The sequence below is a fragment of the Pseudodesulfovibrio cashew genome (assembly GCF_009762795.1).
Classification (GTDB): Bacteria; Desulfobacterota; Desulfovibrionia; order Desulfovibrionales; family Desulfovibrionaceae; genus Pseudodesulfovibrio; species Pseudodesulfovibrio cashew.
Genome location: NZ_CP046400.1, coordinates 287,808 through 314,598, shown reverse-complemented (window position 1 = coordinate 314,598; position 26,791 = coordinate 287,808). Strand labels below are relative to the sequence as shown.

General features: G+C 60.7%; 26 protein-coding genes. 7 read left to right on the top strand and 19 right to left on the bottom strand.

All coding sequences use genetic code 11. The features are described from left to right. Window positions 1-9: 9 nt before the first annotated feature. The 7 genes from GM415_RS01405 to GM415_RS01375 all read right to left on the bottom strand — a co-directional run bounded on the left by GM415_RS01405 (window position 10) and on the right by GM415_RS01375 (window position 6,817). On the bottom strand, window positions 10-1,449 hold the full coding sequence (locus GM415_RS01405) for a type II and III secretion system protein family protein (protein ID WP_158946050.1): 1,440 nt from the start codon (window positions 1,447-1,449) through the stop codon (window positions 10-12). Window positions 1,450-1,458: 9 nt separating this feature from the next. After that, a complete protein-coding gene (gene cpaB, locus GM415_RS01400; RefSeq protein ID WP_158946048.1) occupies window positions 1,459-2,283 on the bottom strand; it encodes a Flp pilus assembly protein CpaB in 825 nt (274 codons plus the stop codon). 15 nt (window positions 2,284-2,298) lie between these two features. Continuing rightward, on the bottom strand, window positions 2,299-2,844 hold the full coding sequence (locus tag GM415_RS01395) for an A24 family peptidase (protein ID WP_158946046.1): 546 nt from the start codon (window positions 2,842-2,844) through the stop codon (window positions 2,299-2,301). A 149-nt stretch (window positions 2,845-2,993) separates the two neighbouring features. Continuing rightward, window positions 2,994-3,170 carry a Flp family type IVb pilin gene (locus GM415_RS01390; RefSeq protein WP_158946044.1) on the bottom strand — a complete coding sequence of 59 codons (177 nt, stop codon included), beginning with the start codon at window positions 3,168-3,170 and terminating at the stop codon, window positions 2,994-2,996. A gap of 881 nt (window positions 3,171-4,051) precedes the next feature. Next, a complete protein-coding gene (locus GM415_RS01385) occupies window positions 4,052-4,213 on the bottom strand; it encodes a Flp family type IVb pilin (RefSeq protein WP_158946042.1) in 162 nt (53 codons plus the stop codon). A gap of 10 nt (window positions 4,214-4,223) precedes the next feature. Then, window positions 4,224-5,378 carry a phosphatase PAP2 family protein gene (locus GM415_RS01380; RefSeq protein ID WP_158946040.1) on the bottom strand — a complete coding sequence of 385 codons (1,155 nt, stop codon included), beginning with the start codon at window positions 5,376-5,378 and terminating at the stop codon, window positions 4,224-4,226. A 47-nt stretch (window positions 5,379-5,425) separates the two neighbouring features. Continuing rightward, window positions 5,426-6,817: a sigma-54-dependent transcriptional regulator gene (locus tag GM415_RS01375; protein WP_158946038.1), complete on the bottom strand. Its 1,392-nt coding sequence runs from the start codon at window positions 6,815-6,817 to the stop codon at window positions 5,426-5,428. Window positions 6,818-7,074: 257 nt separating this feature from the next. On the opposite strand from GM415_RS01375, the gene GM415_RS01370 reads away from it, so the two are divergent. The 4 genes from GM415_RS01370 (at window position 7,075) to GM415_RS01355 (ending at window position 10,216) form a co-directional block, all read left to right on the top strand. Continuing rightward, window positions 7,075-7,461 (top strand): TadE/TadG family type IV pilus assembly protein, encoded by a 387-nt coding sequence (locus GM415_RS01370; RefSeq protein WP_158946036.1) that lies wholly within the window; start codon window positions 7,075-7,077, stop codon window positions 7,459-7,461. A 19-nt stretch (window positions 7,462-7,480) separates the two neighbouring features. Continuing rightward, window positions 7,481-8,701 (top strand): pilus assembly protein TadG-related protein, encoded by a 1,221-nt coding sequence (locus tag GM415_RS01365; protein WP_158946033.1) that lies wholly within the window; start codon window positions 7,481-7,483, stop codon window positions 8,699-8,701. Between the two features lie 10 nt (window positions 8,702-8,711). Next, window positions 8,712-9,179, top strand: coding sequence for a TadE/TadG family type IV pilus assembly protein (locus tag GM415_RS01360; protein WP_158946031.1), 468 nt, complete (start codon window positions 8,712-8,714; stop codon window positions 9,177-9,179). A 308-nt stretch (window positions 9,180-9,487) separates the two neighbouring features. After that, entirely contained in the window at window positions 9,488-10,216 is a 729-nt protein-coding gene (locus GM415_RS01355; RefSeq protein WP_158946029.1) for a tetratricopeptide repeat protein, read from the top strand. A gap of 474 nt (window positions 10,217-10,690) precedes the next feature. Here GM415_RS01355 and trpA read toward each other — a convergent pair whose 3' ends face one another. From trpA to GM415_RS01295, 12 genes are all read right to left on the bottom strand, one after another. Next, entirely contained in the window at window positions 10,691-11,452 is a 762-nt protein-coding gene (gene trpA / locus GM415_RS01350; protein WP_158946027.1) for a tryptophan synthase subunit alpha, read from the bottom strand. Between the two features lie 129 nt (window positions 11,453-11,581). Continuing rightward, a complete protein-coding gene (gene trpB, locus GM415_RS01345; RefSeq protein ID WP_158946025.1) occupies window positions 11,582-12,745 on the bottom strand; it encodes a tryptophan synthase subunit beta in 1,164 nt (387 codons plus the stop codon). A gap of 75 nt (window positions 12,746-12,820) precedes the next feature. Beyond that, a complete protein-coding gene (locus GM415_RS01340) occupies window positions 12,821-13,450 on the bottom strand; it encodes a phosphoribosylanthranilate isomerase (RefSeq protein WP_158946023.1) in 630 nt (209 codons plus the stop codon). A gap of 1 nt (window position 13,451) precedes the next feature. Further along, entirely contained in the window at window positions 13,452-14,222 is a 771-nt protein-coding gene (locus GM415_RS01335; protein WP_158946021.1) for an indole-3-glycerol phosphate synthase TrpC, read from the bottom strand. Continuing rightward, on the bottom strand, window positions 14,212-15,219 hold the full coding sequence (gene trpD, locus GM415_RS01330) for an anthranilate phosphoribosyltransferase (RefSeq protein WP_158946019.1): 1,008 nt from the start codon (window positions 15,217-15,219) through the stop codon (window positions 14,212-14,214). Before trpD ends, GM415_RS01335 begins: the two co-directional genes overlap by 11 nt. Before the next feature lie 4 nt (window positions 15,220-15,223). Continuing rightward, a complete protein-coding gene (locus GM415_RS01325; RefSeq protein ID WP_158946017.1) occupies window positions 15,224-15,796 on the bottom strand; it encodes an anthranilate synthase component II in 573 nt (190 codons plus the stop codon). Further along, on the bottom strand, window positions 15,777-17,234 hold the full coding sequence (locus GM415_RS01320) for an anthranilate synthase component I family protein (protein WP_158946015.1): 1,458 nt from the start codon (window positions 17,232-17,234) through the stop codon (window positions 15,777-15,779). The genes GM415_RS01325 and GM415_RS01320 overlap by 20 nt, the downstream gene beginning before the upstream one ends. Before the next feature lie 299 nt (window positions 17,235-17,533). Further along, complete coding sequence (locus tag GM415_RS01315) at window positions 17,534-18,304, bottom strand: prephenate dehydrogenase (RefSeq protein WP_158946013.1); 771 nt, start codon at window positions 18,302-18,304, stop codon at window positions 17,534-17,536. Between the two features lie 36 nt (window positions 18,305-18,340). Next, entirely contained in the window at window positions 18,341-19,681 is a 1,341-nt protein-coding gene (gene aroA, locus GM415_RS01310; RefSeq protein ID WP_158946011.1) for a 3-phosphoshikimate 1-carboxyvinyltransferase, read from the bottom strand. After that, entirely contained in the window at window positions 19,678-20,778 is a 1,101-nt protein-coding gene (gene pheA / locus GM415_RS01305; RefSeq protein WP_158946009.1) for a prephenate dehydratase, read from the bottom strand. The genes aroA and pheA overlap by 4 nt, the downstream gene beginning before the upstream one ends. Window positions 20,779-21,120: 342 nt before the next feature. After that, window positions 21,121-22,104 (bottom strand): 3-dehydroquinate synthase II family protein, encoded by a 984-nt coding sequence (locus GM415_RS01300; RefSeq protein ID WP_158946007.1) that lies wholly within the window; start codon window positions 22,102-22,104, stop codon window positions 21,121-21,123. An 18-nt stretch (window positions 22,105-22,122) separates the two neighbouring features. Next, window positions 22,123-22,917, bottom strand: coding sequence for a 2-amino-3,7-dideoxy-D-threo-hept-6-ulosonate synthase (locus tag GM415_RS01295; protein WP_158946005.1), 795 nt, complete (start codon window positions 22,915-22,917; stop codon window positions 22,123-22,125). Window positions 22,918-23,462: 545 nt separating this feature from the next. Here GM415_RS01295 and GM415_RS01290 point away from each other — a divergent pair. The 3 genes from GM415_RS01290 to GM415_RS01280 all read left to right on the top strand — a co-directional run bounded on the left by GM415_RS01290 (window position 23,463) and on the right by GM415_RS01280 (window position 26,568). Then, complete coding sequence (locus tag GM415_RS01290) at window positions 23,463-24,821, top strand: ammonium transporter (RefSeq protein ID WP_158946003.1); 1,359 nt, start codon at window positions 23,463-23,465, stop codon at window positions 24,819-24,821. 42 nt (window positions 24,822-24,863) lie between these two features. Next, complete coding sequence (locus tag GM415_RS01285; protein ID WP_158946001.1) at window positions 24,864-25,196, top strand: P-II family nitrogen regulator; 333 nt, start codon at window positions 24,864-24,866, stop codon at window positions 25,194-25,196. Between the two features lie 124 nt (window positions 25,197-25,320). After that, window positions 25,321-26,568 (top strand): EAL domain-containing protein, encoded by a 1,248-nt coding sequence (locus GM415_RS01280; protein WP_158945999.1) that lies wholly within the window; start codon window positions 25,321-25,323, stop codon window positions 26,566-26,568. Window positions 26,569-26,791 lie beyond the last annotated feature (223 nt).

Sequence of the window (26,791 nt, the reverse complement as noted above, 5' to 3'; positions counted from 1 at the left end):
TCCTTGTCCTTACTTGGGCCAGGCGTGGCCGAACTCGCCGTCGAAGCCGTTTTCCGGGCGGACCACAGTGCCCGCTGCCGGAGCGTTCACGTTCTTGGCGTCGGCCACGTGCTTTTCGTCGCCCTGGCCTTCGAGCAGGCCGAGCATGTAGAATTCGTAGTCGCTGGGTTCCTTGAAACCGTCACCCGGCAGGGTCTGCTTGGCCATGTCGATGGGCTTGACCAGGTGGGCGGTGACGATGATCACCAGCTCGGTCTTGTCCTTGAGATAGTCGGAGGAGCGGAACAGGGTGCCGAGGACCGGGACGTCGCCGAGGACCGGGAAGCGGTGGTTGTTTTCCTTGAGGGACTGGCTGATCAGTCCGGCGATGGCGAAGGACTGGCCGTCCGCCAGTTCGATGACCGTGGCCGCCTTGCGCGTGGAGATGGCCGGGATTTCATAGCCGTCGTAGCGCATGGCGTTGGTGTAATCGAGTTCGGAGACCTCGGGGCTGACCTGAAGGTTGATGGATCCGGACGAGAGGACCGTGGGCGTGAACTGGAGGCCGATGCCGAAGGGCTTGAACTCGACGGAAACGGTGCCCAGGGCGCCCGGGATGGGGATCGGGATTTCGCCGCCCACCAGGAAGTCGGCGGATTCGCCGGACACGCAGGTCAGGTTGGGCTCGGCGAGCAGGCGGGCCAGGCCGTGGGCCTTGAGGGCGTCCAGCAGGCCGGTCACGCTGATGCTGCCGCTGCTGTACTGTGCCACGCCGTTGATCCGGTCGGTCAGCTCGACATAGTTGACCGCGCCCAGGGCGGAGTCGGTCTGCCTGCCCAGGGAGGTCAGGTTGTTGAGGAAGGAATACATGGTGAAATTGGAGAAGGTGGCAGCGAGGTTGACGCCCATGCGCTTGGTCACGGTGCGGCTCATTTCGGCCACGCGGACTTCGAGCATGACCTGCTGGATGCCGTCCACGCGCAGGAGGTTGACGACCTTTTCCGGGGCCTCGGCCTCGGCCAGCGACAGGATGGAGGTCAGGTTGCCCGTGTTGGTCACGTAGCCGGACAGGGTGATGGATTCGCCGGAGGAGAGGACCTGGATGCCCTTTTCCTCGGGCAGGATCTCATGGATCATCCGCTTCAGGCGGGTGACGTCCGGGGTGATGACCAGGTCGTATACGCCGGAGACGGTCTTGCCTTCCCACAGGGTCAGGGTGGTGGTGCCCAGCTCCTGGCCGGTGATGTAGATCTGGGTTGGGGACAGGACCACGATGGATGCGGCGGCGGGTTGGGCCAGGGACACGCGGGTCACGGGCTTGTCCGTGCTCAGGATGGTGGACTTGTCCAGTACCAGGCGGATGACGCCGGGTGCTTCGGTGTTGAGGATGCTTACTCCAGCCGACGCCGTGCCCGGAGCCATAAGGGCCAGGACGAAGAGAGCGGCTATGAGATATTTATGTATGGTCATGGCCGTCTCCTAAAATTTCAGGGTTCTGGTGTCGCCGCCGGTGATGACTTCGACCTTGACCTGGTTGCGATTGGTGGCCTTGCGCGGCTTGGGCTTGGGCCGCAGGGCTGCCAGGGCCTTCTTGACGTTGACGCCGGTGGTCAGGATCTTGCTTTCGTCCTGCTCGTTGCGCAGGGCGAAGTTCAGGGTCCCCTGGGTGGAGGCCAGGGCCAGGCGTTCGCTTTCCTCGGGGCTCAGTTCCAGGGTGTAGACGTCCACGGAGGCGGTCTTGCCGTCCTTGTCGGGCGGGGAGAGTTCGGTGCCGGTGGCCAGGACCTTGATCCGTTCCAGGACCAGCTTGGTCACGGGCTTGTTGTCGTAGCCCTCGGGCAGGGTGACGATGACGTCGACACGGTCGCCGGGGCGGACGAAGCCGGCCAGGCCCATGACCATGTTGCCCTTGACGGACATGGCGCGCTTGCCTGGTTCGATCAGGGCGGAGACGCCGCCGCCCATGACGGACGGGTCGGCCAGCTTGGATTCGGTCACGGCCTCGTTGGCGGCCACGTCGGTGCTCAGGACACGGCCTTCAAGGGCTTCAACGTCCGGGAACGCGCCCGAAGGTCTGGAATCGGGGGTGAACCGCTTCACCTCGAGCATGTCCTCGACCAGCTTGGTTCCGCGCTTGATCTCGGCCTTGGCCACGACCACTTCCACAGTGGTGACGGCTTTTTCGGCCACGGCCTTGGGCTGCTTGGTCAGCTTGGATGTCCACATGAAGATCAGGACGCCTGCGGCCATTGCCAGCATCAGCGCCACGCCGATCTGAAGGAGTGCCTTGGTTGATTTGCTCATCTGGTTCCCCCTTGCCTAGCGGACCACGACCGAGCCGGTCTGGGTGAAATTCAGGATCAGGGCGCCCACGGTGCCCACGGCGATGGCTACGCCGTAGCAGAGCCTGGGAAGCGCCTGTTCGGTGTTGACCGGGGAGTAGTCGAACTTGTGGGTGGAGAGGAAGCGGAGGAAGGTTCCCCAGAGGTTGGCCATGACGGCCTTGAACTGGGCGAAGTTCATGAGAAGGACGGCGATGGCGTAGATGCCGCCGGCCAGGCAGGTGAAGAGGAATGCGGTGAAGGTGGCTTCCACGCCGAGCCATGCGCCGATTCCGGCCATGAGCTTGACGTCGCCCGCGCCCATCATACCCATGAGGAAGGGAACGATCATCAGGCCGAGCCCCAGGGCGAAGCCGCCCGCGCTCAGGGCGAGCCCGTCCAGGCCGCCGTGGACCGTGTGCGCGATCAGGCCGGTGAGCATGAGCGGAAAGGTCAGCCAGTTATGAATTTTCTGGCTCTTGAGGTCGGTGATGGTGGCGACCAGGAGCGCCGCTCCGAGCACGCCGGTGATGAGAATATTCATGTTCCCCCCGATGTGTGCCAGTTCCGGCCGCGTCATCCGTTTTCCCCTCGGATGACTGAACCGGGGCTGCGGGCTGCTTTCCCGCGGCCCCGGTTCGGCTGCTCTGGCTGCTTCCGTTAAACGGTAGTACCTTGATTTGACCTGACGGCTTAGGAAGCCATCGCGGCGCTCATCTTGGTGGAAATGGTAGAGAAGGTGGACGAAACGGTGCTTCCCAGGGTGGTCACAGCGGTGATAATCGCTGCGGCGATCAGGGCGGCGAGCAGGCCGTATTCAAGAGCGGTGGCGCCTTCTTCGTTACGAATGAGGTTCATGATTTTGGTCATTGTTTCTCTCCTAGGTTTTTTTCGGTTTGCCCGATCCGGGCTACTTTTGATGAAATTTGTTTTCGCGTTCTTCACATCAGCCACGCCCCGAATAAAGCAACCGGTGTGCCAGATGGCTGCAAAATGAAAATTTTTTTTATAACATGCTGATTTAAAACGTGAAAAAAAGTTTATAGGCGGATGCCTGCCTACCAGGGAGGTTGGCCTGGTTTTGTGTATCCACTATTAGTGGATCTCCTTTTGCGTGGAAGTATTCTACCTCGTCGAGAAAAAGCCGTTAAAACAGAAGGTTAATTCCATCTATTAATTGTGGAGTGGCTGCCTGAAAGTCTGGTTGAATGCCCCGAAGTTACGGAACAGAATGGGAGCGGATTGTTGAAAATCAAATGATTTCAAGAAGAACAAACACTGCCTCCTGGACGCTATAACATTGGTCCATGGGCTTCGTTATGGGGAGGGGGGCAATCCACCAGAACGGGAAAATGGGCTGCCCCCCTCTCCCACAGTCCTCAGGAGTCTGGCCATGCGGGCTGGCAATGGCAAAAGCAATTGCCCGAGAGGCTTGGGCCCGTGCTCCCTTTGGCGTGCCAGGGCTGGCCGGCATCTTCCATCGTTTCCGTGTACTCCAATTTCCTTTATGGGCCGCCTGGCACTGATACAGGCTGTCGTGTTTTTAACTGAATATGATCATCGTGGAGCCTGGGTATGGCTCAGGCCTGTATTCCCTCTCCTGCATAATACATGAATCCATAGCTCGAACCTCGGCGTGGTCCTTGAGCAGATGGCCCCGGGACAAGCTCGGGGGCGGTCTGGGGCAGGCCAAAACAAAAGGGCTTGCCGTGGCAGGCAAGCCCTTTTCGCGATCAAACAACCGCGCGGGGTTAAGGAGTTGTTGCGATGGTCGTGGCGATGGTTGAAAAGATGGTCTGGATCTGGAGGCCCAGGGTGGATACCACACCCATGATGGCCACGGCGATCAGGGCTCCGATCAAGCCGTACTCGAGTGCCGTCGCCCCTCTTTCCTCTTTCAGCAATCGTGTCATGTTGCCTCCGTTACAGGGTTGCGGAGAGGGTCTTCGGCTCGTTGCCGGACGCTCTTCCGGTGAACCATCCGCAAGCGTGCCAGATGGCGAGGGTCATTATCACGGATACATATCCGTCGACGGCATAATGCCAGCCCAGATGGACCGAGCCGAGCATTATGCAGCCGCAATAGGCGGTGAAGCCCCATCCTGCCACGCGTCCGATGCGCCACCCCAGCAGCGCCATGAGCGTGGCGATGGAAATGTGCATGCTCGGCATGGCCGAAATGCCCGAAACCACAGTGAGCGAACTCTGGGTGTAGCTTTGGTAAAGGGTGTCCTGAATGCTCAGCGCCCAGATGGGGTAGGTCTCGTTGGCGGTGCGCAGGTAGTCCATGAGCGGCGCGTACGGGTCGGCACCACTGGTTACGAGGCCGTAGAAGCAGGGCCCGGCAGAGGAGAGCAGGGTGGCCGCGACCGTGCCGACGATCACCCAGCAAAGCAGGAAGGAGGAGAGGAACTGCATGCGCAGGGCCGGATCCTTGCGTGAAAAAGCCTGCCAGTAGAAGACCATGACCACGAGGAAGAGCCAGATATTGTAGAGGAAGTTGATGGCGAAGGAGATCAGGGGATGGCCCAGCAGGGGCTGGAGCAGCCGCCACGGTTCCATGCCGAAATGAAGCGTTTTGTCCAGGTTGTGGAGAAAGGCGTCCAGGTGGAAGGGCACGACGAACGGGATCATCCGTTTGTAGTTCGAAAAGACCGCCATGAGCAGATAGAGACAGGCGATGGCGATGATGCCATGGAACAATCTGTCATAGCTGAGAAAATCGTTTTTCAGACTTTTGGCGACATGGGGCAGGAGCCGTTTTGGGCGGTCACGCCACTGGGTGCGCAGGCAGTGGAGGATCAGGAAGCAGACCAGGGTCAGGATCATGAGATAAATCCCCACTTGGCCGCCGACGGAGTAATCCACGAGGTGCTCCACCCCGAACATTTTGGCGAAAGGCCCGCAGAAAAGCGCGTAGACCGCGCTGAGCGCAGCCAGGAAACGGTGCCGCCAAAGGCTGTCCAGCAGGGACGCGGCAACGGTTCGGATATGGTGAGCTGCGATTTCGGCCGGGCGTGCGGCCGGAGCTCTGGTTATGTCGTGCATGGCGGTCCTGATCCTTGTATTCGGTTGCATGTGGGGCCGCCACTATTCCACGAAAAGTGGAAAATATGAGGGCGGCGCTAGCGCAACTTGAATTGTGCAGGATCTATGCCGTGCTTCTGTAATTTGTTCCAGAGGTTCTTGGCGGAGATGCCCAAAGTGTCGGCTGCGTCGGTCTGGGTGCCCCCGGCCCGGCGCAGGGCGTTTTCGATGAGATATCGCTCGTATTGGATCAGCGCCTGCTTGAGAGGCAGGTCGGTTTCAGGCAGGGCGGGCTGCTGCTGGGCGTCCTGTTCAGGCTGTTTGTTGGAGAATGCCTGGTCCACCTCGGCGGCGGTGATCATGGACGAGGCGCAGAAGATGGCGGCGCGTTCCACGGCGTTGGCGAACTGGCGTACGTTGCCCGGCCAATCGTAGTTGAAGAAAATCTCCATGGCTTCCGCCGAGATGCCCGCAATGTCCGTTCCCAGGCGGCGGTTTGCCCGCTCCAAAAAGAAGTCGGCCAGTTGCGGCAGATCGGATTTGCGCTCGCGCAGGGGGGGGAGGATGAGAGTGGCCACATTCAGTCTATAGTATAGATCGCTGCGGAACTCTCCGGCCTCGATTTTTTCTTCCAGGTTGCGGTTGGTGGCGGCGATGATGCGCACATCATATTTGATGGGCTTGGTACCGCCCAGGCGCTCGGCCTGTTTTTGTTCCACGGCCCGGAGCAGTTTGGGTTGGAGGTGCAGGGGCATCTCACCCAGTTCGTCGAGCAGGATGGAGCCGCCCTTGGCCTGCTCGAACTTGCCCTGCTTGGCCGCGGCCGCCCCGGTGAAGGCGCCCTTTTCGTGGCCGAACAATTCGCTCTCAATGAGGTTTTCCGGGATGGCCGCGCAGTTGATCTTGATGAAAGGCCCCTTGGCCCGCTTGCTCATGGCGTGGATGGTGTCCGAGACCAGCTCCTTGCCGGTGCCGGTTTCGCCCATGATCAGGACGTCGGCGTTGAGTTCGGCCACTCGGGCGATACGCTCCTTGATGGCGAGCATGGGCGGGGACTGACCGATGATGTCGTTGAGAGGACTGGTCTTGCCGCGTTTCTTGAGTTCGCTCAACTCTTCCTGCATGCGCCGCTTTTCCATGGCTCTGCGGACGACCACCTCCATCTCCGAGAGGGAGAAGGGCTTGGTGAAGTAGTCGTAGGCCCCGCGCTGCATGGCCTGGACCCCGGAGTCCTTGGAGGCGTAGCCGGTCATGACGATGACGTCCACGCCGGGTGCGGCCTCGGCCAGGTGGGGCAGGGCATCCAGCCCGGACATGCCCGGCAGCTTGATGTCGTGCAGGATCAGGTCGAAGGACGCGCTCGCCGCCTTCTTGATGCCGTCCTCGGCTGTGGATGCGGTGTCGACCTCATAGCCCTTGTCGGTAAGGGCCTCCACCAGCATGCCTTGGAAGGCGCGGTCGTCGTCGACTATGAGAATTTTTTCCGGCATTGGGTTTTCCTCTTCATCCTTCCCTGAGTCTATAGCATACATGGTTTATGCCGAGTGTCCACAAAAAATAGATATTTATTGGTTCACCCAAGAAATACGGATGAAACAAGTGTTTGGTCACAAATTTTTTTTGGGAGTAAAATCTGACAGTTGAATTGTATTTCCGTGAATTGGATGAATACTTCGGCATATAGGTTGCTTAAACCGTGCCGTGCGCTTTGCCGCACATGTAAGGAAACCAAATAAGGAGATCGGCGATGAGGAAGACGGACAAATCCCGAAAGGGGCTGGCGGCAGTGGAATTCGCCCTGATGCTTCCGGCCGTGGCGCTGTTGTTTCTCCTTCTGGTCGAGGGAGCCAATGCCATGCACGCCTATTCGAACCTGGTGGAAGCCAGCCGCGAAGGAGCCAGGCTCGCGCTCATGGACGGAGAGACCTCCGACATCGAGGCCCTGGTCAAGGCCGTGACCGACGAACTTGACCCGCAATTCCTGTCCACGTCCGTGTCCACCGACGCGGGACAAAACACCGTTACCGTCGAGGTTGCATATGACTACCAGCCCTTTGGCGAAGATGCCCTTGAAATGCTCACAGGTCAGCAGACTCTTCAGATCGTCGCCCAGACGACAATGCCTCTGCCCTGACCCGGGCCGCCGGGGCGCAATGAGCACCATCGTGGCGCTCCTGCTCCCCGTACTGCTGGGAGTGGCCGGGTTGGCCATCGACATGGGTAACATGTACGTGACCCATACCCGCCTGCAGACCGCTGTGGATGCGGCGGCCCTGGCCGGTTCCCTGCAGCTGCCCTATGATCCCAATCTGGACAAGGGGCTGGTGAGCCAGGCCGTCACGGACATGCTGGCCGTGAACATGCCTGAGGCCGAGGTCGAGACCGTCACGCCCGGCACGGAAGTGCGCTCGGTGGTGGTCAAGGGCAAGGCCGAGGTCAAGCTCGTCCTCATGAAGATTTTGGGCATCGGCAACCAGTGGGTCGAGGCCTCGGCAGCCGCAGGCTTCAACAAGCTCGAGGTCGTCTTCGTGGTTGATAACTCGGGTTCCATGAAGGGCACGCCCATTACCCTGGTCAAAGAGGCTTCCATCGAACTGACCGATCTGCTCATGCCCGACGGGGCCTCTGCCGACACCAAGGTCGGCGTGGTGCCCTTCCGGGGCAAGGTCCGTATCGGCGCAGGCGTGGACGGACAGGATGCAGGCTGCCGCAACGCCGATGGCTCGGTCAACGAAACAGGGCTGCATGAAGACTTCATGGATGAGTACTATGCGCTTCCCTACTATTATCGCGATCGGATCGACATGGACACCTGCTCCAGCATCCCGGAAACCATGCCTCTTTCGGGAGACAAGGCGGATGTCATCGAGGCCATCAACCGCCAGACCGCGACGGGCAACTCCTCGGGTACGGTCATTCCCGAGGGGATCAAGTGGGGCCGTCACGTGCTGACTCCCGAAGCGCCTTATACCGAAGGCGGCGACAAGGACGACTACCGCAAGGTCATGATCGTGCTTACCGACGGCGATACCGAGGACGGCGAGTGCGGCGGGACCTACCGCGCTTACTACCGCCCCAACAACTATTGGACCAACGCTTATTTCCGCATGGGCGACGACCTGTCCCACTGCGAGGACGGGGGCGTCCTCAATACGCAGATGCTCGCCGAGGCGCAGGCGGCCAAGGACGCCGGCATCGAAATCTTCGCCATCCGGTTCGGTGCCTCCGATAACGTCGACATCAACCTCATGAAGCAGATCGCCTCCAGCAAGGCGGGCACGGACGACCATTACTTCGACGCGCCCTCTGTCTATGACATTCCGGACGTGTTCAAGAAGATCGGCAGGCAGCTTGGCTGGCGGCTTCTCAACTAAGGGGGACAACATGAGCAAACGCAACTTTACCGATCGCCGCAGGGGCGTCAGTTCCGTCGAATTCGCCCTGGTCATGCCCCTGCTCTTCGTGCTGACCATGGGCCTGATAGAGTTCGGCTCCCTGTTTTATTCCTGGCTGACCATCCAGAAGGCGGCCCAGTCCGGGGCCCGGTTCGCTTCGACAGGTCAGGGCGAGGAGGAGGGCACTCGTGTCTCCCAGATCATTTCGGTCACCGAAAATGGGCTCGCCGTATTGAGCGGCGAGAAGGAGGTCACGGTCACGTCCTGGCCCTCGACCAATGCCAACGGCAGCGGTTCCGAAGGCAGCGCCGGAGGCCCCTGCCAACTGGTGGAAGTGGCCGTGGTCTATGCATACCATCCCTTCACTCCCTTCCTGAGCGGTGTTTTCCCCGAAGTAATTGAACTGACCGGGCAGGACCGGAAGCTCAACGAACCATGGAAGCCATGCGGTGATTAACCTCTCCCGATAGAACCCTCCAAGGCGTTACGCCGTTTTCAACTCCTCCTTGTAGAGCCCCCGAAAGGGGGCTCTCTGGCTGCCTGATAATGACCTGATCGAAAGTTTGAGCCTTCCGCGGAGATCTCCTCAGGCCTTCTTCAATCCCCCGGTTCGCATTCCCGGGGTGTGTCTGCTGGGGCAAAGTTCATGGGTACATATGAATAATTGATTTTCAATTGTACCTGCGATAGATAATCAGGTGCCTATGGCCGACAGTCTCTGGGCTGAACCGGCCACCGCAATCCCTCTTTAACGGAGATTCGATTTTGAGTGATTATCCACATATACTCGGCGTGTACTCCCTTCAGCTCCAGGCCGACATCGGTACCGGCGGGACCCAGGAGAAGCACGAGAACATAACCTATTGGTATGCTCGCCAGTTGTCCGTCGACAACTTCGAGGTCCAGCCTCTCAACCAGCACCACGTCCCGTCCGGCGTTCGGACGGAACTGAAGCGGTTGGACTTCCTCAAGCAGTACACGCCGGAGCCCACCTATTACCGTCTGCATACGGTCCCGGCGCTGGAAACCCTGTCGCGGAAAGTGGCGCAGGGTGAGGAGGCCTTTGCCAACGGCGATCTGGACGAGGCCGAGTCGCAGTTTCTCAAGGCGCTGATGATCGACGACAAGAACGTCGACGCCAACTACGGTTTGGGCGAGGTCTACTCGGAAAAGAAGGAGTTCTCCAAGCTCAAGAACGTGCTCGATACTCTCATGGGCCTGCCAGAAGCGTTTTCCTTCGAACATAGGCAGAAATTCAACCGATTCGGCATCAGCCTGCGGAAAAACGGCCATTACGACGAGTCCATCCGCTATTACCGGAAATCCCTGGAGTTGGTGGACAACGACGAAAACGTCTACTTCAATCTTGCCCGCGTCTATTTCGAAAAGGGCTTGAACACCGAGTGCGTCAAAAATCTTGAGACCGCCCTGGAGATCAATCCGAGCTTTGTGGAGGCTCAAAAATTCCTAAAATATTGCAGGAAAAATTTTTAATAGCAGTTTCAGTCTGTTGAAAAGCGAAGCCCGGAACAACCGGGCTTTTTTTTGTCGATTTTCCAGGTAATGCTCTTGCCAGCTTGATAATGATTCTTATTATCTATTTAGATAAATTAGACACTGTGGCCGATCCGCCAAGCGCCTGACCGGCCTTTCCTATACTCCGACAATGGAGGCAAGTATGCCCAACATGGATTACCCCGGACCGTGCCTCTCCTGTATTTCCGACAGCTGCGGGCTGTGGGACGAAAACATCACGGAGAGCCAGGACGAAAACCGTGACAGCAACGACGACAGTTAACGATGCAATAAACGCATAAGAGCCGAAGGCCCAGTCTTTACGGGGCCTTCGGTTTTTTTGTGCCGTTGGGGAAGAGTTGTGCACAGACGGAGATAAGGGAAGGCGGTTGCCGCACACAAAAAAACAGCCCGGCATGCCGGGCTGTTCCATTTTTTGTGGTCATATGTGGCTTACTGCCATGGCTCCATGAATTGTGTGCTCGAATTGCCGGCCTCGATATGCGAGATCAGGGCGGACCCGAACACGGCTGCGTCCATGAGCCCCTCGAACTCGGCGAGCTGGTCCGGGTGCTTGATGCCGAAGCCCAGGGCGATGGGGATGTCGAAGACCTCCTTGGCCTCCTTGAGCTTCTCCTTGATCTTTGCGGGCAGGGACTCGCGCTGGCCCGTGGTGCCCAGGACCGAGACGAAGTAGCAGAAGCCGGAAGCGCCGTCGGAATAGAGTTTCATACGCTCCTTGGAGGTGTTCAGCCCGATCAGCGGGACCAGGGCCACACCGTGCGGCTCGATGGCTTCCTTGACGAAGTCGGATTCCTCCAGGGGCATGTCCGCGATGATCAGCCCGGAGACCCCGGCTGCCTTGCAGTCAGCGCCGAACTTGTCCAGTCCGTACTGGTATACCGGGTTGAGGTAGCCCATGAGCAGCAACGCGGCATTGAACTGCCCCTTGCGCTCCTTGAGCCCGTCAAAGATCCAGGTCAGGTTGATGCCGTCCTCCAGGCATTTCAGGGAGGCCTTTTCCACCACGGGGCCGTCGGCCACGGGGTCTGAGAAGGGCATGCCGATCTCGATGACCGATGCCCCGGCCTTGTCCAACTGCTCCAGCTCCTTCCAGAACTGTTCCCTGTTCGGGAATCCCGCGGGCAGGAAGGGAATCAACCCCACCTTCCCCTTGCTCTTGGCCTCTTCTATCTTCACTTGCATAGGATTCATATCTATCTCCAACTAAGGTAAAACTCGTTGTAGTTTTCCCCTCTCCTAGCCATCCCTCCGCTCACGACGCGAAGCGCGCCAAGAATTTTGGGAAGGGAAAGGGGATGGGAAGCCGGGGGAGGCGCCCCTCTACAAAATCTCGTCCAAGATGCCGAGGTCCTTGTCGCCCCTGCCGGACAGGCAGACGAGCACGGACTTGCCTTGCAGCTGCTCCCGGTTCTCGATGGCGTAGGCCACGGCGTGGGAGGACTCCAGCGCCGGGATGATACCTTCCCGCCTGGACAGCAGCTTGAAGGCGTTAATGGCCTGGCCGTCGTTGATGGTCGTGTAATCCACTCGTCCGCAAGCTTGCAGCTCCGCATGCTCCGGGCCCACGCCGGGATAGTCCAGGCCGGGGGCGATGGAGTGCGAGGGCAGGATCTGGCCCTCTTCCGTCTGAAGCAGTTTGGTCATCATGCCGTGCAGCACGCCGTCGGTACCCCGGTCCAGGGGAGCGGAGTTGTAGCAGCCCGGCTCGCCCGTGCCTGCGGCCTCCACGCCCACGATCTTGACGGACTCGTCGGGCACGAAGTTGTGGAACATGCCGATGGCGTTGGAGCCGCCGCCCACGCAGGCCACGACCACGTCGGGCAGGTTGCCCTCGTTGCGGTCCATGAACTGCTGACGCGCTTCCTTGGAGATGATCTGCTGGAATTCGCGGACCAGGGTGGGGAAGGGGTGCGGCCCGGCTGCGGTGCCGAAGCAGTAGTGGGTGGTCTCCTGGTCGGAGAGCCAGCGGCGCAGCGCTTCGTTGATGGCGTCCTTGAGGGTTTTGGTGCCGGACTCGACGGCTACGATCTCAGCGCCCATGAGGCGCATGCGGCCCACGTTGGGGGCCTGGCGAACCACGTCTGTGGCGCCCATGTAGATGACGGCCTTCATGTCGAGCATGGCTGCGGCCACGGTGGTGGCAACGCCGTGCATGCCTGCGCCGGTCTCGGCCAGGAGCACGTCCTTGCCCATCATCTTGGCCAGCAGTCCCTGGCCCAGGGTGTTGTTGATCTTGTGCGCGCCCGAGTGGTTGAGGTCCTCGCGCTTGAGCCAGAGGTCCAGGCCCAGGTCCTTGGACAGGTTAGGGCAGTAGGTGATGGCCGAGGGGCGGCCCACGTTTTCCTTGAGCATGTGGGTGAAGCGGGTCTGGAACTCCTCGGTGGGGAGGATGGTCTCCATGGCCTGCTCCAGCTCGATGAGCGGCGGCATGAGCAGCTCGGGAATGAACTGTCCGCCGAAGTCGCCGAAGTATCCTTTCTTCATGATTCTATCCTTACTGGGCCTCCCGGAGGAAGGGAATCGTCTCCCTTCCCGATCCGGGGCCCTTTTCGTGCTTTGCTAGTCGTCCATTGCCTCGAGCCGGTCGAAGACCGCCCTGAGCTTGGCAGCGTCCTTGATGCCGGGCGCACTCTCCACTCCGGAGTTGATGTCGATACCCGGAGGGTTGAGGGCCAGCACCTGGTCGACATTATCGGGGCCGATGCCACCTGCAATGAACCAGGGTGTATGTATTTCAATGCCTTGCAGTGATGCAAAGTTGATCGTCGTGCCGGTTCCGCCCTGGCCTGTCTTGCCTGCGTCGAACAGGAAGTGGCCGCAGACCTCTGCGTAGGCATCCAGATCCCGGGCCAGTGCCACAGGCGAGGCGTAGGTGTCGGGCCAGAAGACCTTGATTACCCGGTCCGGGCCGACCTTCTCGCAGAAGGCGCGGTCCTGCCCGCCGTGCAGCTGGGCCGCGTGCAGGCCGCAGCGGTCCATGATCTCGATGACCTCGTCGGCCGTCTGGTTGACGAACAGGCCGACCTTGGTGGTCTTGCCCGTCTTAACCGAGGCCGCAAAGGCCGGGTCCACGTTGCGCGGGCTTTTGGGGTGGAAGATGAACCCGAGCAGGTCCACGCCCAGCTCCACGCAGAGCCTGACGTCTTCCATGCGGGTCATTCCGCAGACCTTGACCAGGGGACGTGGCATTTTACTTTGCTCCCGTCAGTTCGGCGAGCTTCTCGCCGGGGTTTTCGGCCCGCATCAGGCTGGTGCCGATGAGCACGGCGTCATACCCGAGGGAGGCCATTTCCTCCACCTCGGCACGTTCGTTCACGCCGCTGGCGCAGATCCACAGTTCGCCCTCTTTCTTCTGGGTGATGAACTTGCGGGCCTGGTCCAGGGTCACCTGCAGGGTGTCCAGGTCGCGGTTGTTGACCTGGATGATGTCGGCTCCGGCTTCGCGGGCCATGTCCAGGTCGGCCTGGTCGAAGATCTCCACCACCGGGGCAAGGCCGGGCATGCGGGCGATTTCGATCAGTTGGCGCAGGTGGGCGGCGTCGTCGCACATGCGCGCGATGAGCAGCATTGCCGAGGCCGGACTGGACGCGGTCATGGCCACCTGGAGCGGGTCGAATATGAAGTCCTTGCGCAGCAGGGGGACGCCCGGGCCGTTCATCATGAACAGGAAGTCCGGGGTGCCCTTGAAGTACTTGTGCTCGGTGAGCACGGAGATGGCGGCGGCCCCGTTCTTTGCGTAGGTCTCGGCCCAGTCGAGTGGGTTGAGGTTCTCGCCGAGTACGCCCTTGGACGGGCTGGCCGGCTTGAATTCGGCGATGATCGCGCCCGGACCCTTGGCCCGGATGGCGTCCACGAACGAGGGGCGCTCGCCCTGGTAGGCGGCGGGGATGCGGCCTTCCGCAAAGTCCTTGCGCAGCGACTCGATCTCGAGCTGCTTGGCCTCTCTGAATTTATCCAACATAGGGGATTCCTTTTTGCAGTCCGTTTTTCACGACGTCGCGGGCCTTGGCGGCGCACTCGGCCAGGGAGCCCTCGTCGAGGAGATGGAGGCACCCTGCCAGATTCAGGGCCACCATGTCCATCATGGCAGCAGGCCCGTCTCCGGCCAGGATGGCCTTGAGTTTTTCCACGGCGTCGTCCTTGCCGTTCACTACCACGTCCTCTGGGCGGTGCGCTTCGAAGCCGAGGCTGGCCGGGTCGACGGCGATCTTTTCCATGACGCCGTCCTTGATGACATAGCCTCGGTTTACGCCCCAGGTGGTCAGCTCGTCGAAGCCGCCCGCGCCCGAGAAAATGAGGGCCCGTTTGACACCGGTGAGCAGCAGGGTTTCACCCATGAGGTGGAGCCTTTCCGGGTCGCCTACGCCGATGAGCTGGTGCGAGGGGCGCGCCGGGTTGGTCAGCGGTCCCATGAAGTTGAACAGGGTCCGAATGCCGAGCTGCTGCCGCACCGGCATGACGAACTTGAAGGCCGGATGGTAGGCCGGGGCGAACAGGAAGGCGAAGTTGTACTTGTCCAGTCCTGCCGCCGCCTCTTCCGGGGTCTGCTCAAGGGGGATGCCCAGGGCTTCGAGCGCGTCAGCCGAACCGCAGGAAGAGGACAGGGCGCGGTTGCCGTGCTTGGCCACGGTGTAGCCCATGTCCGCCAGGAACAGGGAGACCGCCGTGGAGTTGTTGAAGCTGCACTGGCCGTCTCCGCCCGTGCCGCAGGTGTCGATGACCGGTTCAGAGCGTTCGCCGTCATAGCCGGGAATCTTCCGGGCATGCGTGACCACGGCGCGGACACCCGCGGCCAGGTCGGTGGAGTCCTCGCCCTTGGCGCGAATGCCCATGAGCAGGGCGCCGGTCTGTCCTTCGGTCAGTTCGCCTTCCATGAGCTTGCCGAACATGAAGTCGGCCTGCTGGTCGGTCAGTGCTTTCCCCTGGGCCAGTATTTCAAGAATTTCAGGTACGGTCATGATCTTATCCTTTGATGTTCAGGAAGTTTTGCAACAGCTTGGGGCCTTGGGGCGTGAGGATGGATTCCGGGTGGAACTGCACGCCATGCCACGGGCGGTCCTTGTACTGGATGCCCATGACCTCGTCGCGGTCGGTGCGGGCCGTGACTTCCAAGAGGTCCGGGGCCAGCTCGGCCGGAACCACCAGGGAGTGGTAGCGGCAGACGGTGAACGGGGAATCCAGCCCTGCGAACACACCCTTGCCCTCGTGGTACACCTCGGAGGTCTTGCCGTGCATGATGCGGTCGGCGCGCCGGACAGGAGCCCCGGCGAAGTGGCCGAGGGTCTGGTGTCCGAGGCAGACGCCCAGCACCGGGATTTCCTTGGGCAGCCGCGCCAGGAACTCCAGGCAGTAGCCCGCGTTCTCCGGGTTGGAAGGGCCGGGCGAGAGGCATACTCGCGTCAGCTTGCCCGATTCAGCCAGCTCCAGGACCTCTTCCCGGTCGTTGCGGATGACCGTGGGATCGGCCCCCAGTTGCTGGAAGGCTTGGACCAGGTTGAACGTAAAGGAGTCGAAATTATCTATCAGCAAAAACATCGGTGCCTCCTTTACCGGTGATGACTTCGAGGATGACGCGGGCCTTGTTGTGGCATTCGTTCCATTCGGCTTCGGCGTTGGAATCGTAGACGATCCCGGCCCCGGCCTGCCAGTGGCAGATGCCGTCGCGAATCCACATGGAGCGGATGGTGATGCCCGTATCCAGACTGACCACGCCGTCGTCCAGTCCCATCCAACCTATGCAGCCGCCATAGGGGCCGCGATCCTGGGGTTCCAGGTCGGCTATGATCTCCATGGCCCTGATCTTGGGCGCGCCGGAGAGGGTGCCCGCCGGGAAAGTGGCCTGGAGCACGTCCACGCCGTCCAGCCCGTCCTTGAGCTCGGCCTCCACGTAGGAGGTCAGGTGCATGACGTGGGAGAACCGCTCCACGTTCATGAATTTCTCCACGGTGACCGAGCCGGGCTTGGCGATGCGGCCCAGGTCGTTCCGGCCCAGGTCCACGAGCATGACGTGCTCGGCGCGTTCCTTGGGATCGGCCAGGAGTTCATTCTCCAGGCGCATGTCCTCCTTCTCGGTCTCGCCCCTCCAGCGGGTGCCCGCGATGGGACGCACTTCCAGCTGTCCGGCGGCGGAGCGGACCATCATCTCGGGCGAGGAGCCGAGCAGGGTGGTGCCGCAGGATTTGCCCTTGGACACGCAGTCCGGGAATTTCATGTAGAACATGAACGGGGAGGGGTTGGCCTGCCGCAGCCGCCGGTAGATCTTGAACGGATCGTCCGGCACCGGCATGGTGAAGCGGGTGGAGAGGACCACCTGGATGCACTCGCCCTCGGCGATGAGCTCCTTGCACTTCTCCACGCCTGCCATGTACTCCTCCTTGCCAGGGTGGACCGTGGGCGTCCCGGCCTCGGGAGCGGTGAGGTCCGCGCCCCATTGCACGGGCGCGGGCGTGGGCGTGGCGCCTTCATCCAGGCTCAGGTAGCAGCAGGAGTGGCGGAGGTGGTCGAAGAGGACCATCTGGCCGGGCAGGACCAGGCACGCCTCGGCGTCCTCGGGCCTGCACACGTCCTTGAGCTTGCGCTCGAACATGCCGGCCACGCCGTAGCCGAAGTAGCCGTAGAGGCCCCGAGTCAGGCCGGGCAGGCCGTCGCGCGAGTTGCCGCCTTCGGCCTGCTGTTCGATGGAGAGGCGTTTGACGACCTCTTTTATGCCGGGCAGGTAGTCCATGCCCTGGAGGTCCTTGAGGGGGAGGAGGCGTTCATCTTCGGTGTCCACCACCAACTTGCCGTCCACCGGATGCAGGGTGAGCCGGTAATCCCAGGCAAGGAGGCTGTAGCGTCCGAGCCGTCCGTCGACTTCCGCCGATTCCAGGAGGATTCCCGGCTGGTCTCCCACCAGTCCCATGTACAGACTGATGGTCGTCTGGACATCGGCCGGGAGCCATTTCCCGTGTTGCGTCAGTAAAATTTTATTCATTCCGTATTCCTTTCGTATGCATGCTTTCGGGAGTGGAGCCAGTGTCGGGCGGATGGCCCGGCCACGTCGAGAAAGGATTAACCCTTTCGCTACGCGATTGCGCCGCTATCGAAAGCCGCTGTGATTTCTTTTAATGGTATGGGCGGGGAATAACTTCCCAGCCTTTTATCTTCTTCCGGTTTTCATACGACTTTCAGGTAAATTTCATTGGTCCTCCTCAAAAAAAATGAGGCCGCTCCCGTTTGGGGTGCGGCCTCGGTCAAATACCGTGATCCGTGTGCAGGCAAGCGCCGCACCCCTTAACGAATGTTTCTGTTCCACCACCACTTGGCCCGGTTGGAGAGCAACTCGAGGTCGCCGCCGGCAGCCAGGCTAAGGTACGTCATGAACTTGCGGTTGGATTCCTGCAGGTAGGGGTTGGCCTCGGAGATGGTCTCGAAGAGCTCCGTGTCCATGGTCAACATCTTGCGTGCCGCATCCAGCCTGCGCTTGAACGATGGCGTAACGAAATTCTTGATGGATTGGACGTCCCTGGTGGCGGCCAGGAAGGCCACGGTGGACGTAAAGTTGAGGCCCTGGATGAAGGCCATGGCCCGGTCGTGCTCTTCGGCGGTGGTCATGAACGGATCGTAGTCGCAGGCTTCGAAGAGGGAGTAGACCTTCTCCGCCGCCTCCTTGTCGCTCTCCCTGCCGGGCACGATGGCCGTCTTGGGCAGGAAGCCGTCGGGAATGACCGGGCCGAATAGCGGGTGGGTGCCCACCACCGGGCCGTCGTAGTTTTCGAGCATGGCCCGCATGGGACCTTCCTTGACCGAACCCACGTCGGCCAGGATGCACCCCTCGGGCAGGTACGGGCGCATGGTTTGCACGACATCCGCCATGACCGTGACCGGCACGCAGACCATGAGCATGTCGCATTCGGACAGCGCCTCGCGGAGCTTGTCCTCCGTGTACGGACGCGCCAGCCCGACAACGGAACACCCCGCCTCCGGGAAACGCTCCAGGAAGAGCGCTCCCATGGAGCCGTTGGCTCCGGCGATGGCGATATGTTTAAGGGCTGGTTCGGTCATTGTCTCATTGGTGTTGTCGTGTCCGGTTCCGGGGATCTAGCCGGTGATCTTTTTCCATTCATCCCAGAAGCCGGGAAATGATTTGCCCACACAGGCGGGATTGTCAAGCTCGACGTCCATTCCGGCAAGGGAAAACAGGGACATGGACATGGCCATGCGGTGGTCATTGTACGTCTTGAAGGCGATGGTCTCCCCCCTGGGCAGGGCGCCGGGGCGGATGATCAGCGAATCGCCGACGATGGACGTGTCGGTCCTGGTCCGGGCCACTTCCTCGGCGCAGGCCGCCAGCCGGTCGGTCTCCTTGATGCGCAGGTGCGCCACGTTTTCGATGGTGGTCGGCGTGGACGCGAAGGCCGCGGCCGCGGCCACGGTGGGCACCAGGTCCGGGCAGCGGCTCATGTCGACGGTGATGCCGCGCAGGGGGGCGGGCACGACCAGGATGCCGTCAAAGGTGACCTGGATGGACGCGCCCATCTGGCTCAGGATGTCCATGATGGCGCGGTCTCCCTGGAGGGAATCGGCGGCCAGTCCCTTGATCAGCACCGGGTTGCGTCCCACGGCTCCCGCCGCCAGGAAGTAGCTGGCGTTGGACCAGTCGCCTTCCACGCGGTAGTTCGTGGGCTGGTAGCCCGAGGGTTGTACCACGAAGCGGATCTTGCCCGGGGTGACACCCTTGACCGAGCGCCAGGGGACGGCCTGCCACTTGCCGTTCTTCTTGAGCTGGACCTCGAACTCGGCCTTGAAGTCCTCCATGATGCGCAGGGTCAGGGCTACGTAAGGCCAGGATACGGCCTTGTTGCCGGTGACGTTGACGGTGATTTCGTGGCCAGCCAGGGGCGCACCCAGGAGCAGCCCGGAGAGGTATTGGCTGCTTTCCTCCAGGGTGATGTCCACCGATTTCTTGGTGTAGCCCCTGCTGGTCATGAAAAAGGGGAGGAACCCCTTTTCGCCGTCGTATTGAAATTTCGAGCCCAGGGTCGTCAGGGCTCCGGTCAGCTCTCCCATGGGCCGCTCGTGCATGCGAGGCGCGCCGTGAACCCGGAAGGTGCCATGCCCTGCCGCAGCCACGGCGGTCATCAGCCGGCAGGTGGTGCCGGATTCGTGCATGTAGAGTTCGTGGGGCTCCTCGTCCTTGTGCTTGCCGTCGGCATTGGCGCCCTTGGGGCCGTCTTCCATGCCGGTGACCACAAGTACGCCGTCCTTTTTCTCGATTGTTGCGCCGCAGGCCGTGAGGCAGCCGCGCGTACGGGTGATGTCGTCGGAGTCCAGGGCCGATGAGACCTCGGACACGCCGTTGGCCAGCGCAGCCGCGATGAGCGTCCGGTGGGATAGGGACTTGGATGCCGGTGCGTTGATCAGGATCGGTTCTTTCATCATTGTCTTTCCTCCTGGGTCGGGTAGGACCCGAGCACCCTGAGCGTGTGGCACTGGTGCCGGATGTCTTCAAGCACATCTTCGTAGCGGTCGGCTCCGAAATCGCATTCCAGGTCGGCGAAGAAGACGTACTTCCATTTTTCGCCCTTGAACGGGCGGGATTCCAGCTTGGTCATGTTGATGGACTGATGGGCCAGGGTGGTCAGCACCCGGGCGAGGGCGCCCGGTTTGTCCGGCAGGGTGAACAGGATGGTTGTCTTGTCGCGCCGGTCCTCCTGGGAGGGGGACGCGCCGATGATCAGGAACCGGGTCCAGTTGTCCGGCTGGTCCTCGATGGCCTCGGCCAGGATGTTCATGCCGTAGAGATCGGCCAGTTTGCGGTGGCCGATGACCGCGGCGGCCTTCTTGCCGGAAACGATCTCGGCGGCTTCGGCCGTGGATTCCGTAGAGATGGTCGGGACGTCGGGCATCTTGTGCTTGAGCCACTCCCGACACTGTCCCAGCGGCTGCGGGTGGGAGTAGATGACCTCCACGTCCTCCAGGCTCGTGGCGTTGGAAATGAGGTTGTGGCTGATGCGGCTGAAGACCTCGGCCTGGATATATACCTTATATCTCATGAACAGGTCCACGACCTGGCCCACGGTGCCCTCGATGGAGTTCTCCAGGGGGATGACACCCAGTTCCGCTCCCTCTTCGGCCACGGCGCGGAAGATCTCCTCGAAATTGCTCTTGGGCGTGAGCGAGGCCGAGCTGCCCATGTGTTCGATGGCCGCAAAATAGGAAAAGGTGCCGGGAGGGCCGAGATAGACCACGCGCTCCGGCCGCTGCAGGTGGCGCGAGGAGGACATGATCTCGCGGTAGATGGTGCGCAGGTGCTTGTCCGGCAGCGGGCCGGGCGATGAGTCGGCGATCTTGTTCAGGACCTCCTGCTCGCGAAACGGCTTGTAGATGGCCTCGCCCTTGGCCGCCTTGTAGCGGCCCACGCCCAGCGACTGCTCGGCGCGTTTGTTCAGCAGCTCCACGATCTGATCGTCGATGGCGTCGATGTTCTCGCGCAGTTCCCCGAGATCCGGGATGTCGTTTTGTTCCTTGTCAGCCATGTCTTTATTCTCTCTCTTCAGGATGCCGCTTGCGCGGGTTGCCTCCGGCGGCGCCTCGCCGGCGGGGCGTCTCCGACGGCCAGGGAACCCTTTGTAAAGGGTTCCCTGGACCCTCCTAAACTTTTTAACGCGCCTTCGGCGGGTCGGGTCTCTTGTTCATTTCCGCCAGCCTAACATATCCGTCAAAATTTGCAGCCGTGCCTCGTCATGTCATCCCCCACCCCGCGAAGCGGTGCCAAAAAGTTTGGGAAAGGAGAGGGGATGGGGGTCCGGGGGAAGGGGAGAGGGACAACCCTCCTCAAAGGGTTTCCTTCTCCCCTTCCCCCGGCCGCCGGAGGCATCTTATCCTTCCTTGATCTCTTCCTTGATGCGCATGCCGAAGTGTCGGCCGGCCTCGTCGGTTTTGACCATGATCTTGTCGCCCACCTTGAGGGTGACTACGGACACGGGTTCGCCCTTGTCGGAGACCACGCGGATGGTTTCGGCGTTCTGGAGGAAGACCTGTCCGGCCTTGACGCCGTCCTTGGTCTTGACCTCGGCCTTGATGAGCAGCATGGGCCGGATTTCGACCTTGACCCTGCCCACGGTGGCCAGGCTGGTGTTGCCGTCCGCGCCGACGATGAGCACATCGGTGCCGGCGGCCAGCTCTTCCAAGTAGGTGGTTTTGTCGCCGGGCATCTGGGCGTAGGCGTGCACCGCGCCCGCGTTGACCCGGAAGGGGCGAGCGGCAACATACGGATTGGACTCGGTCTCGGCGTGCACCAGGAACGAGAAGGCCGAGGAGTTGCCGATGAGCATGCCCTGGCCGCGCTTGAGCATGGAGATGGTGTCCACGCAGACGCGATGGCCCAGGCCGGTGGCCTCGATGGCCGTGACCGTGGCGGCCTGGAGGTCCAGCTTGCCCTGGGAGAGCTTGAGCTCGGCCACGATCTGCTTGAGATCGGTGGCTCCCTCGGGCAGGACCACGATGGTGTCGCAGCCGCGCTCCAGGATGCCTGCGGCCAGGATGGCGCGGTCCAGGTTCTCGCATTCCAGGGCCAGGTTTTCCACCTGGGCCAGGATGTTTTCCACCGGGATGATCTCCCATCCCTTCTTGAGAGCCACGTTATCGCCGGCCTTGATCTTGTTGACGGCCACGTCCTCGTCCGCCTTCTTGGTCAGTTCGACCACGGGCATGTCTTCAGGGGTAATGACCGTGACGCGTCCCAGGGACTGCACGTTCTTGACCTGGTCCTTTTCGACCATCACGGCGTCCACGCCCGATTCCAGGGCAAGGGTGATGAGTTTTTTGTCAAAGGGAACGGATTTGAAGATGACTTTTTTCATGGGGTGTTTCCGTATGTACTATTTGAGATGGTTGAGGGCGGTCTCCACGGACTCGTCGCCGTGAACAACCATGTTCAGGGCCTCCACCAGGCGGGTGGGATCGTCATGCTGGAAGACGTTTCGACCGACAGAGAGGCCCGCGCCGCCGGCTTCCAGAGAGTCGTGGACCATCTGGAGGAAAGATTCTGTGCTGTCGAGCTTGGGGCCTCCGGCGATGACCACGGGTACACAACAGGCGTCGCATACTTTGCCGAAGGTGTCGATGTCGCCGGTGTAGGGAACCTTGATGATGTCCGCGCCCAGTTCGGTGCCGACGCGGGCGCAGTGGGCGACCACTTCGGGATCGTATTCGTCTTTCACCTTGGGGCCGCGGGCGTAGATCATGGACAGGAGCGGAATGCCCCAGTTGGAGGCTTCGGAGGCCACCCTGCCGAAGTCGCTGAGCATGGCGGCTTCGGTTTCGTCGCCGAGGTTGCAGTGAATGGAGACGGCGTCAGCTCCCAGGCGGATGGCGTCTTCGACGCTGGCGACCAGGGATTTTGCGTTGGGGAAGGGGGAAAGCGTGGTGGACGCGGACAGGTGGACGATGAGGCCGATGTCCTTGCCCTGGGCGCGGTGTCCGCAGCGGACCAGCCCTTTATGCTCGATGACTGCGTTTGCGCCGCCATCGACGACCCGCCCAACGGCCTCGCGCATGTCCACCAGCCCGTCGATGGGGCCGACTGTCACGCCGTGGTCCATGGGAACGATGATGGTGCGTCCGGTGTTGCGGTTGACGATTCTCTCCAGCCTGATTGCCTTGCCGATGTGCATGATTCTCTCCTCGTAGGTTTTTCTCTCTCTTCAAACCGGGACCGGCGGATCGACGACAACTTAAAAAACAAGGGCCGCCGGCTTTCGCCCGCGGCCCTTGAAGAGGTTTTCTTAGTTGTAATCAGCCATTTGCTTACAGTGTACCTCTCCCCTGACCGCGAGCGCGGGAATACCAGTAGCCAAAATAAAAGTTGGTAAAGTATGCGGGTAGAGAGGTGTTAAACTTCATGGTGAAGGGAACCTAACACTAGGGTAGAAGTTGTGTCAACAATTATATTTGTTACGATTTCAATTAGATAGGACATAACAGGTTATTTTTTTGCGACCGGCGGTCATTTTTTCAATTTTGTGCGTATTGACAATTTTGGGGCAAAAAATCGGTTGCAAAAATGTAATAAATAACAAAATTGCTAAAAAGTGCAAATGTAAAATCGGCTGAGAACAACGATTTTACGCCAATATCAACAAAAAACGACTTTGGCACGGGTCTTGATAGAGGGGGGCTCAGGTTAGTAACGCATTCCACTTCAAGGAGGAGTACCGTAATGTTTTTGAGAAAGTCCCCGACCCACAAGTTCCCGAAGGTCGCAATAGCACTCGCAGCCGCAGTGGCTGTCCTTGCTCCGACCCTCGCCCACGCTGAAGAGGTAGAGTACCTCACCCAGTTCAACGCCAACATCCTTTGGACGCTCGTAGCCGCATGTCTGGTTATGATCATGCAGGCCGGTTTTGCCTGCGTCGAGGCCGGTTTCACCCGCGCCAAATCCGCCGGTAACATCATGATGAAGAACTTCCTGGACTTCGCCGCCGGCTCCATCGTCTTTTTCCTGTTCGGCTTCGGCCTGATGTTCGGCCTTGATGCCGGCGGCTTCTTCGGCACCTCCGGCTTCGGCCTGGGTGGCGTTGCCGCAGGCGACCTCTCCTGGACCTACACCTTCTGGTTCTTCCAGTCCGTGTTCGCCGCCACCGCCGCCACCATCGTTTCCGGCGGCATGGCCGAGCGTACCAAGTTCGGCAGCTACGTTGTGGTTTCCATCATCCTCAGCGGCCTGATCTACCCCATCTCCGGTCACTGGGCCTGGGGTTCCCTGTGGCTGGGCGATGACGGCGCCGGTTGGCTCGAAGCCTACGGCTTCTGCGACTTCGCCGGTTCCTCCGTCGTTCACTCCGTGGGTGGCTGGATCGCCCTGGCCGGCGCCATGGTGCTCGGTCCCCGCATCGGCAAGTACTCCGAGGACGGCAAGGCCAACGCTATCCCGGGTCACAACATTCCCCTGGCCGGTCTCGGCGTCTTCATCCTCTGGTTCGGTTGGTTCGGTTTTAACCCCGGTTCCACCACCACAGCTGACGACACCATCGGCCTGATCGCCATGAACACCTCCCTGGCCGCCTGTGCCGGCGTGCTCGGCTCCATGGTCATCTCCTGGTTCCGCTTCGGCAAGCCGGACATCTCCATGACCATGAACGGCGCCCTGGCTGGTCTGGTCGGTATCACCGCCCCCTGCGCCACCGTCACTCCCGGCGGCTCCATCATCATCGGCCTGGTCGCTGGTGTGCTGGTCGTCCTGTCCATCGAATTCATCGACAAGGTCCTCAAGATCGACGATCCGGTCGGCGCTTCCTCTGTCCACGGCGTCTGTGGTGCCTGGGGTACCATCGCCTGCGGTCTGTTCAACGTTGACGGCGGCTTGCTCTACGGCGGCGGGTTCTCCCAGCTCGGCGTGCAGCTCCTCGGCGTGGGCGTCTTCTTCGTCTGGGCCTTCGGTGCCGGTTTCATCCTGATGTCCATCGTCAAGGCCATCTTCGGCATCCGCGTCACCAAGGAAGAGGAGCTCAAGGGTCTGGACATCGCCGAGCACGGCTCCGAGTCCTACAACGGCTTCCAGCTCTTCAGCAACGAATAGTCAAGAAGCTCGATTACCAGACATTATAAGGAGAACAAGAAAATGAAGCTTATCATAGCATATATCAGGCCCGAAAAGCTGAACGACGTGAAGCAGGCTTTGTACGCCAAGGAGATCTACTCCCTGTCCGTGACCAACATCCTCGGCTCCGGCCGCCAGAAAGGGTTCACCGAGACCTACCGCGGCGTGCAGATGGAAGTGAACCTGCTCAAGAAAGTCCGCCTGGAGATCGGCGTGAACGATGAGTTCGAGGCCAAGGCCATCGACGCCATCCGGACCGCCGGCCAGACCGGAAGCGAAGGCGACGGCGTGATCTTCGTCACCGAACTCGCCAAAGCCCTCCGTATCCGGACCGGAGAAGACGGAATCCTCTAAAATCGGATTGCGAGAATATATGAGTGCCGGGGCGGCCAAGCCGCCCCGGCCTTGTATCGGCGGAGAAACGGGAAAACGAACTTCGACAGCCCCCTCCCGGCAACTCGCCGAAACGGTTCGAAAGATGCTGACTACAGACATAAATTTACAGGGGATCATTGAATCCGGTTCAATCCTTACCCACTTCCAGCCGCAGGTCTCCCTCAAGAGAAAGGCCGTCATCGGGCTGGAGGCTTTGAGCCGAGGCTTCGACCCCCAAAGCGGAGATATTATACCTCCAACCCTGCTGTTCGAGCAGGCCCGGGACAAGGAATCCCGGCTCGCCCTGGACCGGGCCTGCCGAACAAAAGCGGTGGAATCCTTCGCCACCCTCCACCGGCGCGACAAGTCGGTGATGCTCTCCATGAACATCGACGCCACGTGCATCAACAGCATGACGCGGGGCTCCAACCATCTGCTCAAGCTGGTCAAGCACTACGGCATCAGCCCCAGCAACGTGATCATCGAGATCATCGAATCCCGGTGCGAAGATCAGGACGCGCTCCTCGACTTCGTCCGCTTCTACCGAAAAAAGAATTTTCTCATCGCCCTGGACGACGTGGGCGCCGGGTTTTCCAATCTGGACCGAATCCCGCTGATCAAGCCGGATATCATCAAGCTTGACCGCTCCCTTATTTCCGGGGTGGACAGCCAGTTTCACAAGCTTGAAGTGGTGCGCTCCTTTGTCCAGATGTCGGACCGCCTCGGCTGTCTGGTCCTGGCTGAGGGCGTGGAGACCAGCTCCGAGGCCATGTGTCTGCTCGGTCAGGAGGTGGACCTTTTCCAGGGGTTCTTCTTCGCCCGTCCGGCCCCGGGGTTGGACGCGGTTCCTGCCATGGCCAAGAAGGTCGACGCCCTGGCGGACAAGTACCGGGAAAACCGGACCCGGCACATCGCCGAGGAAAAGCGCCTCTTCTCGAATTTCAATCTCATGGTCCTGACCATGTGCCAGGCCCTGGCCGACGTGCCTTCCCGGGACATCAACCGCTCCCTGACACGTTTCATAGACACTTACACCAATGTTGAGTGCCTCTATGTCCTGGACATGAAGGGGCGGCAGACGTCCGACACCCTATGCAACCCGGACAAGCTCAAGAAGTCCAAGCGCTGCCTGTACGAGCCTGCCCGCCAGGGGGCGGACCACTCTCTCAAGAAGTACTTCCTGCCCATCCAGGCCGGCCTTGAGCGGTTCACTTCCCCTCCCTACATTTCCCTGGCCTCCGGCAATCTTTGCACCACCATCTCACAGGTTTTCTACCACCGCAGCACCGGCCGTCACCTCATTCTCTGCGTGGACTTGAGCCGGGACGATATCCACGGCTACCGCATCTAATTGGTGTCGTCTCGAGACCCTTCTGCTGCGTTTGCAGATTGTCTCAACTGACTGCATTGTCAGGGAAAAAGGAATCTTTCCGTGGCTGCAGCTACGCCCGTAATCCATTTACTTTCCGTTTTGCCGCTTGAATTACTCACGAAAATCTCCTGACTACACCCTCCAGTGTGCATTAATCCCGGGCCTGTCGCGCAACGAATACCTTTCCCGGGATTAATCCGTA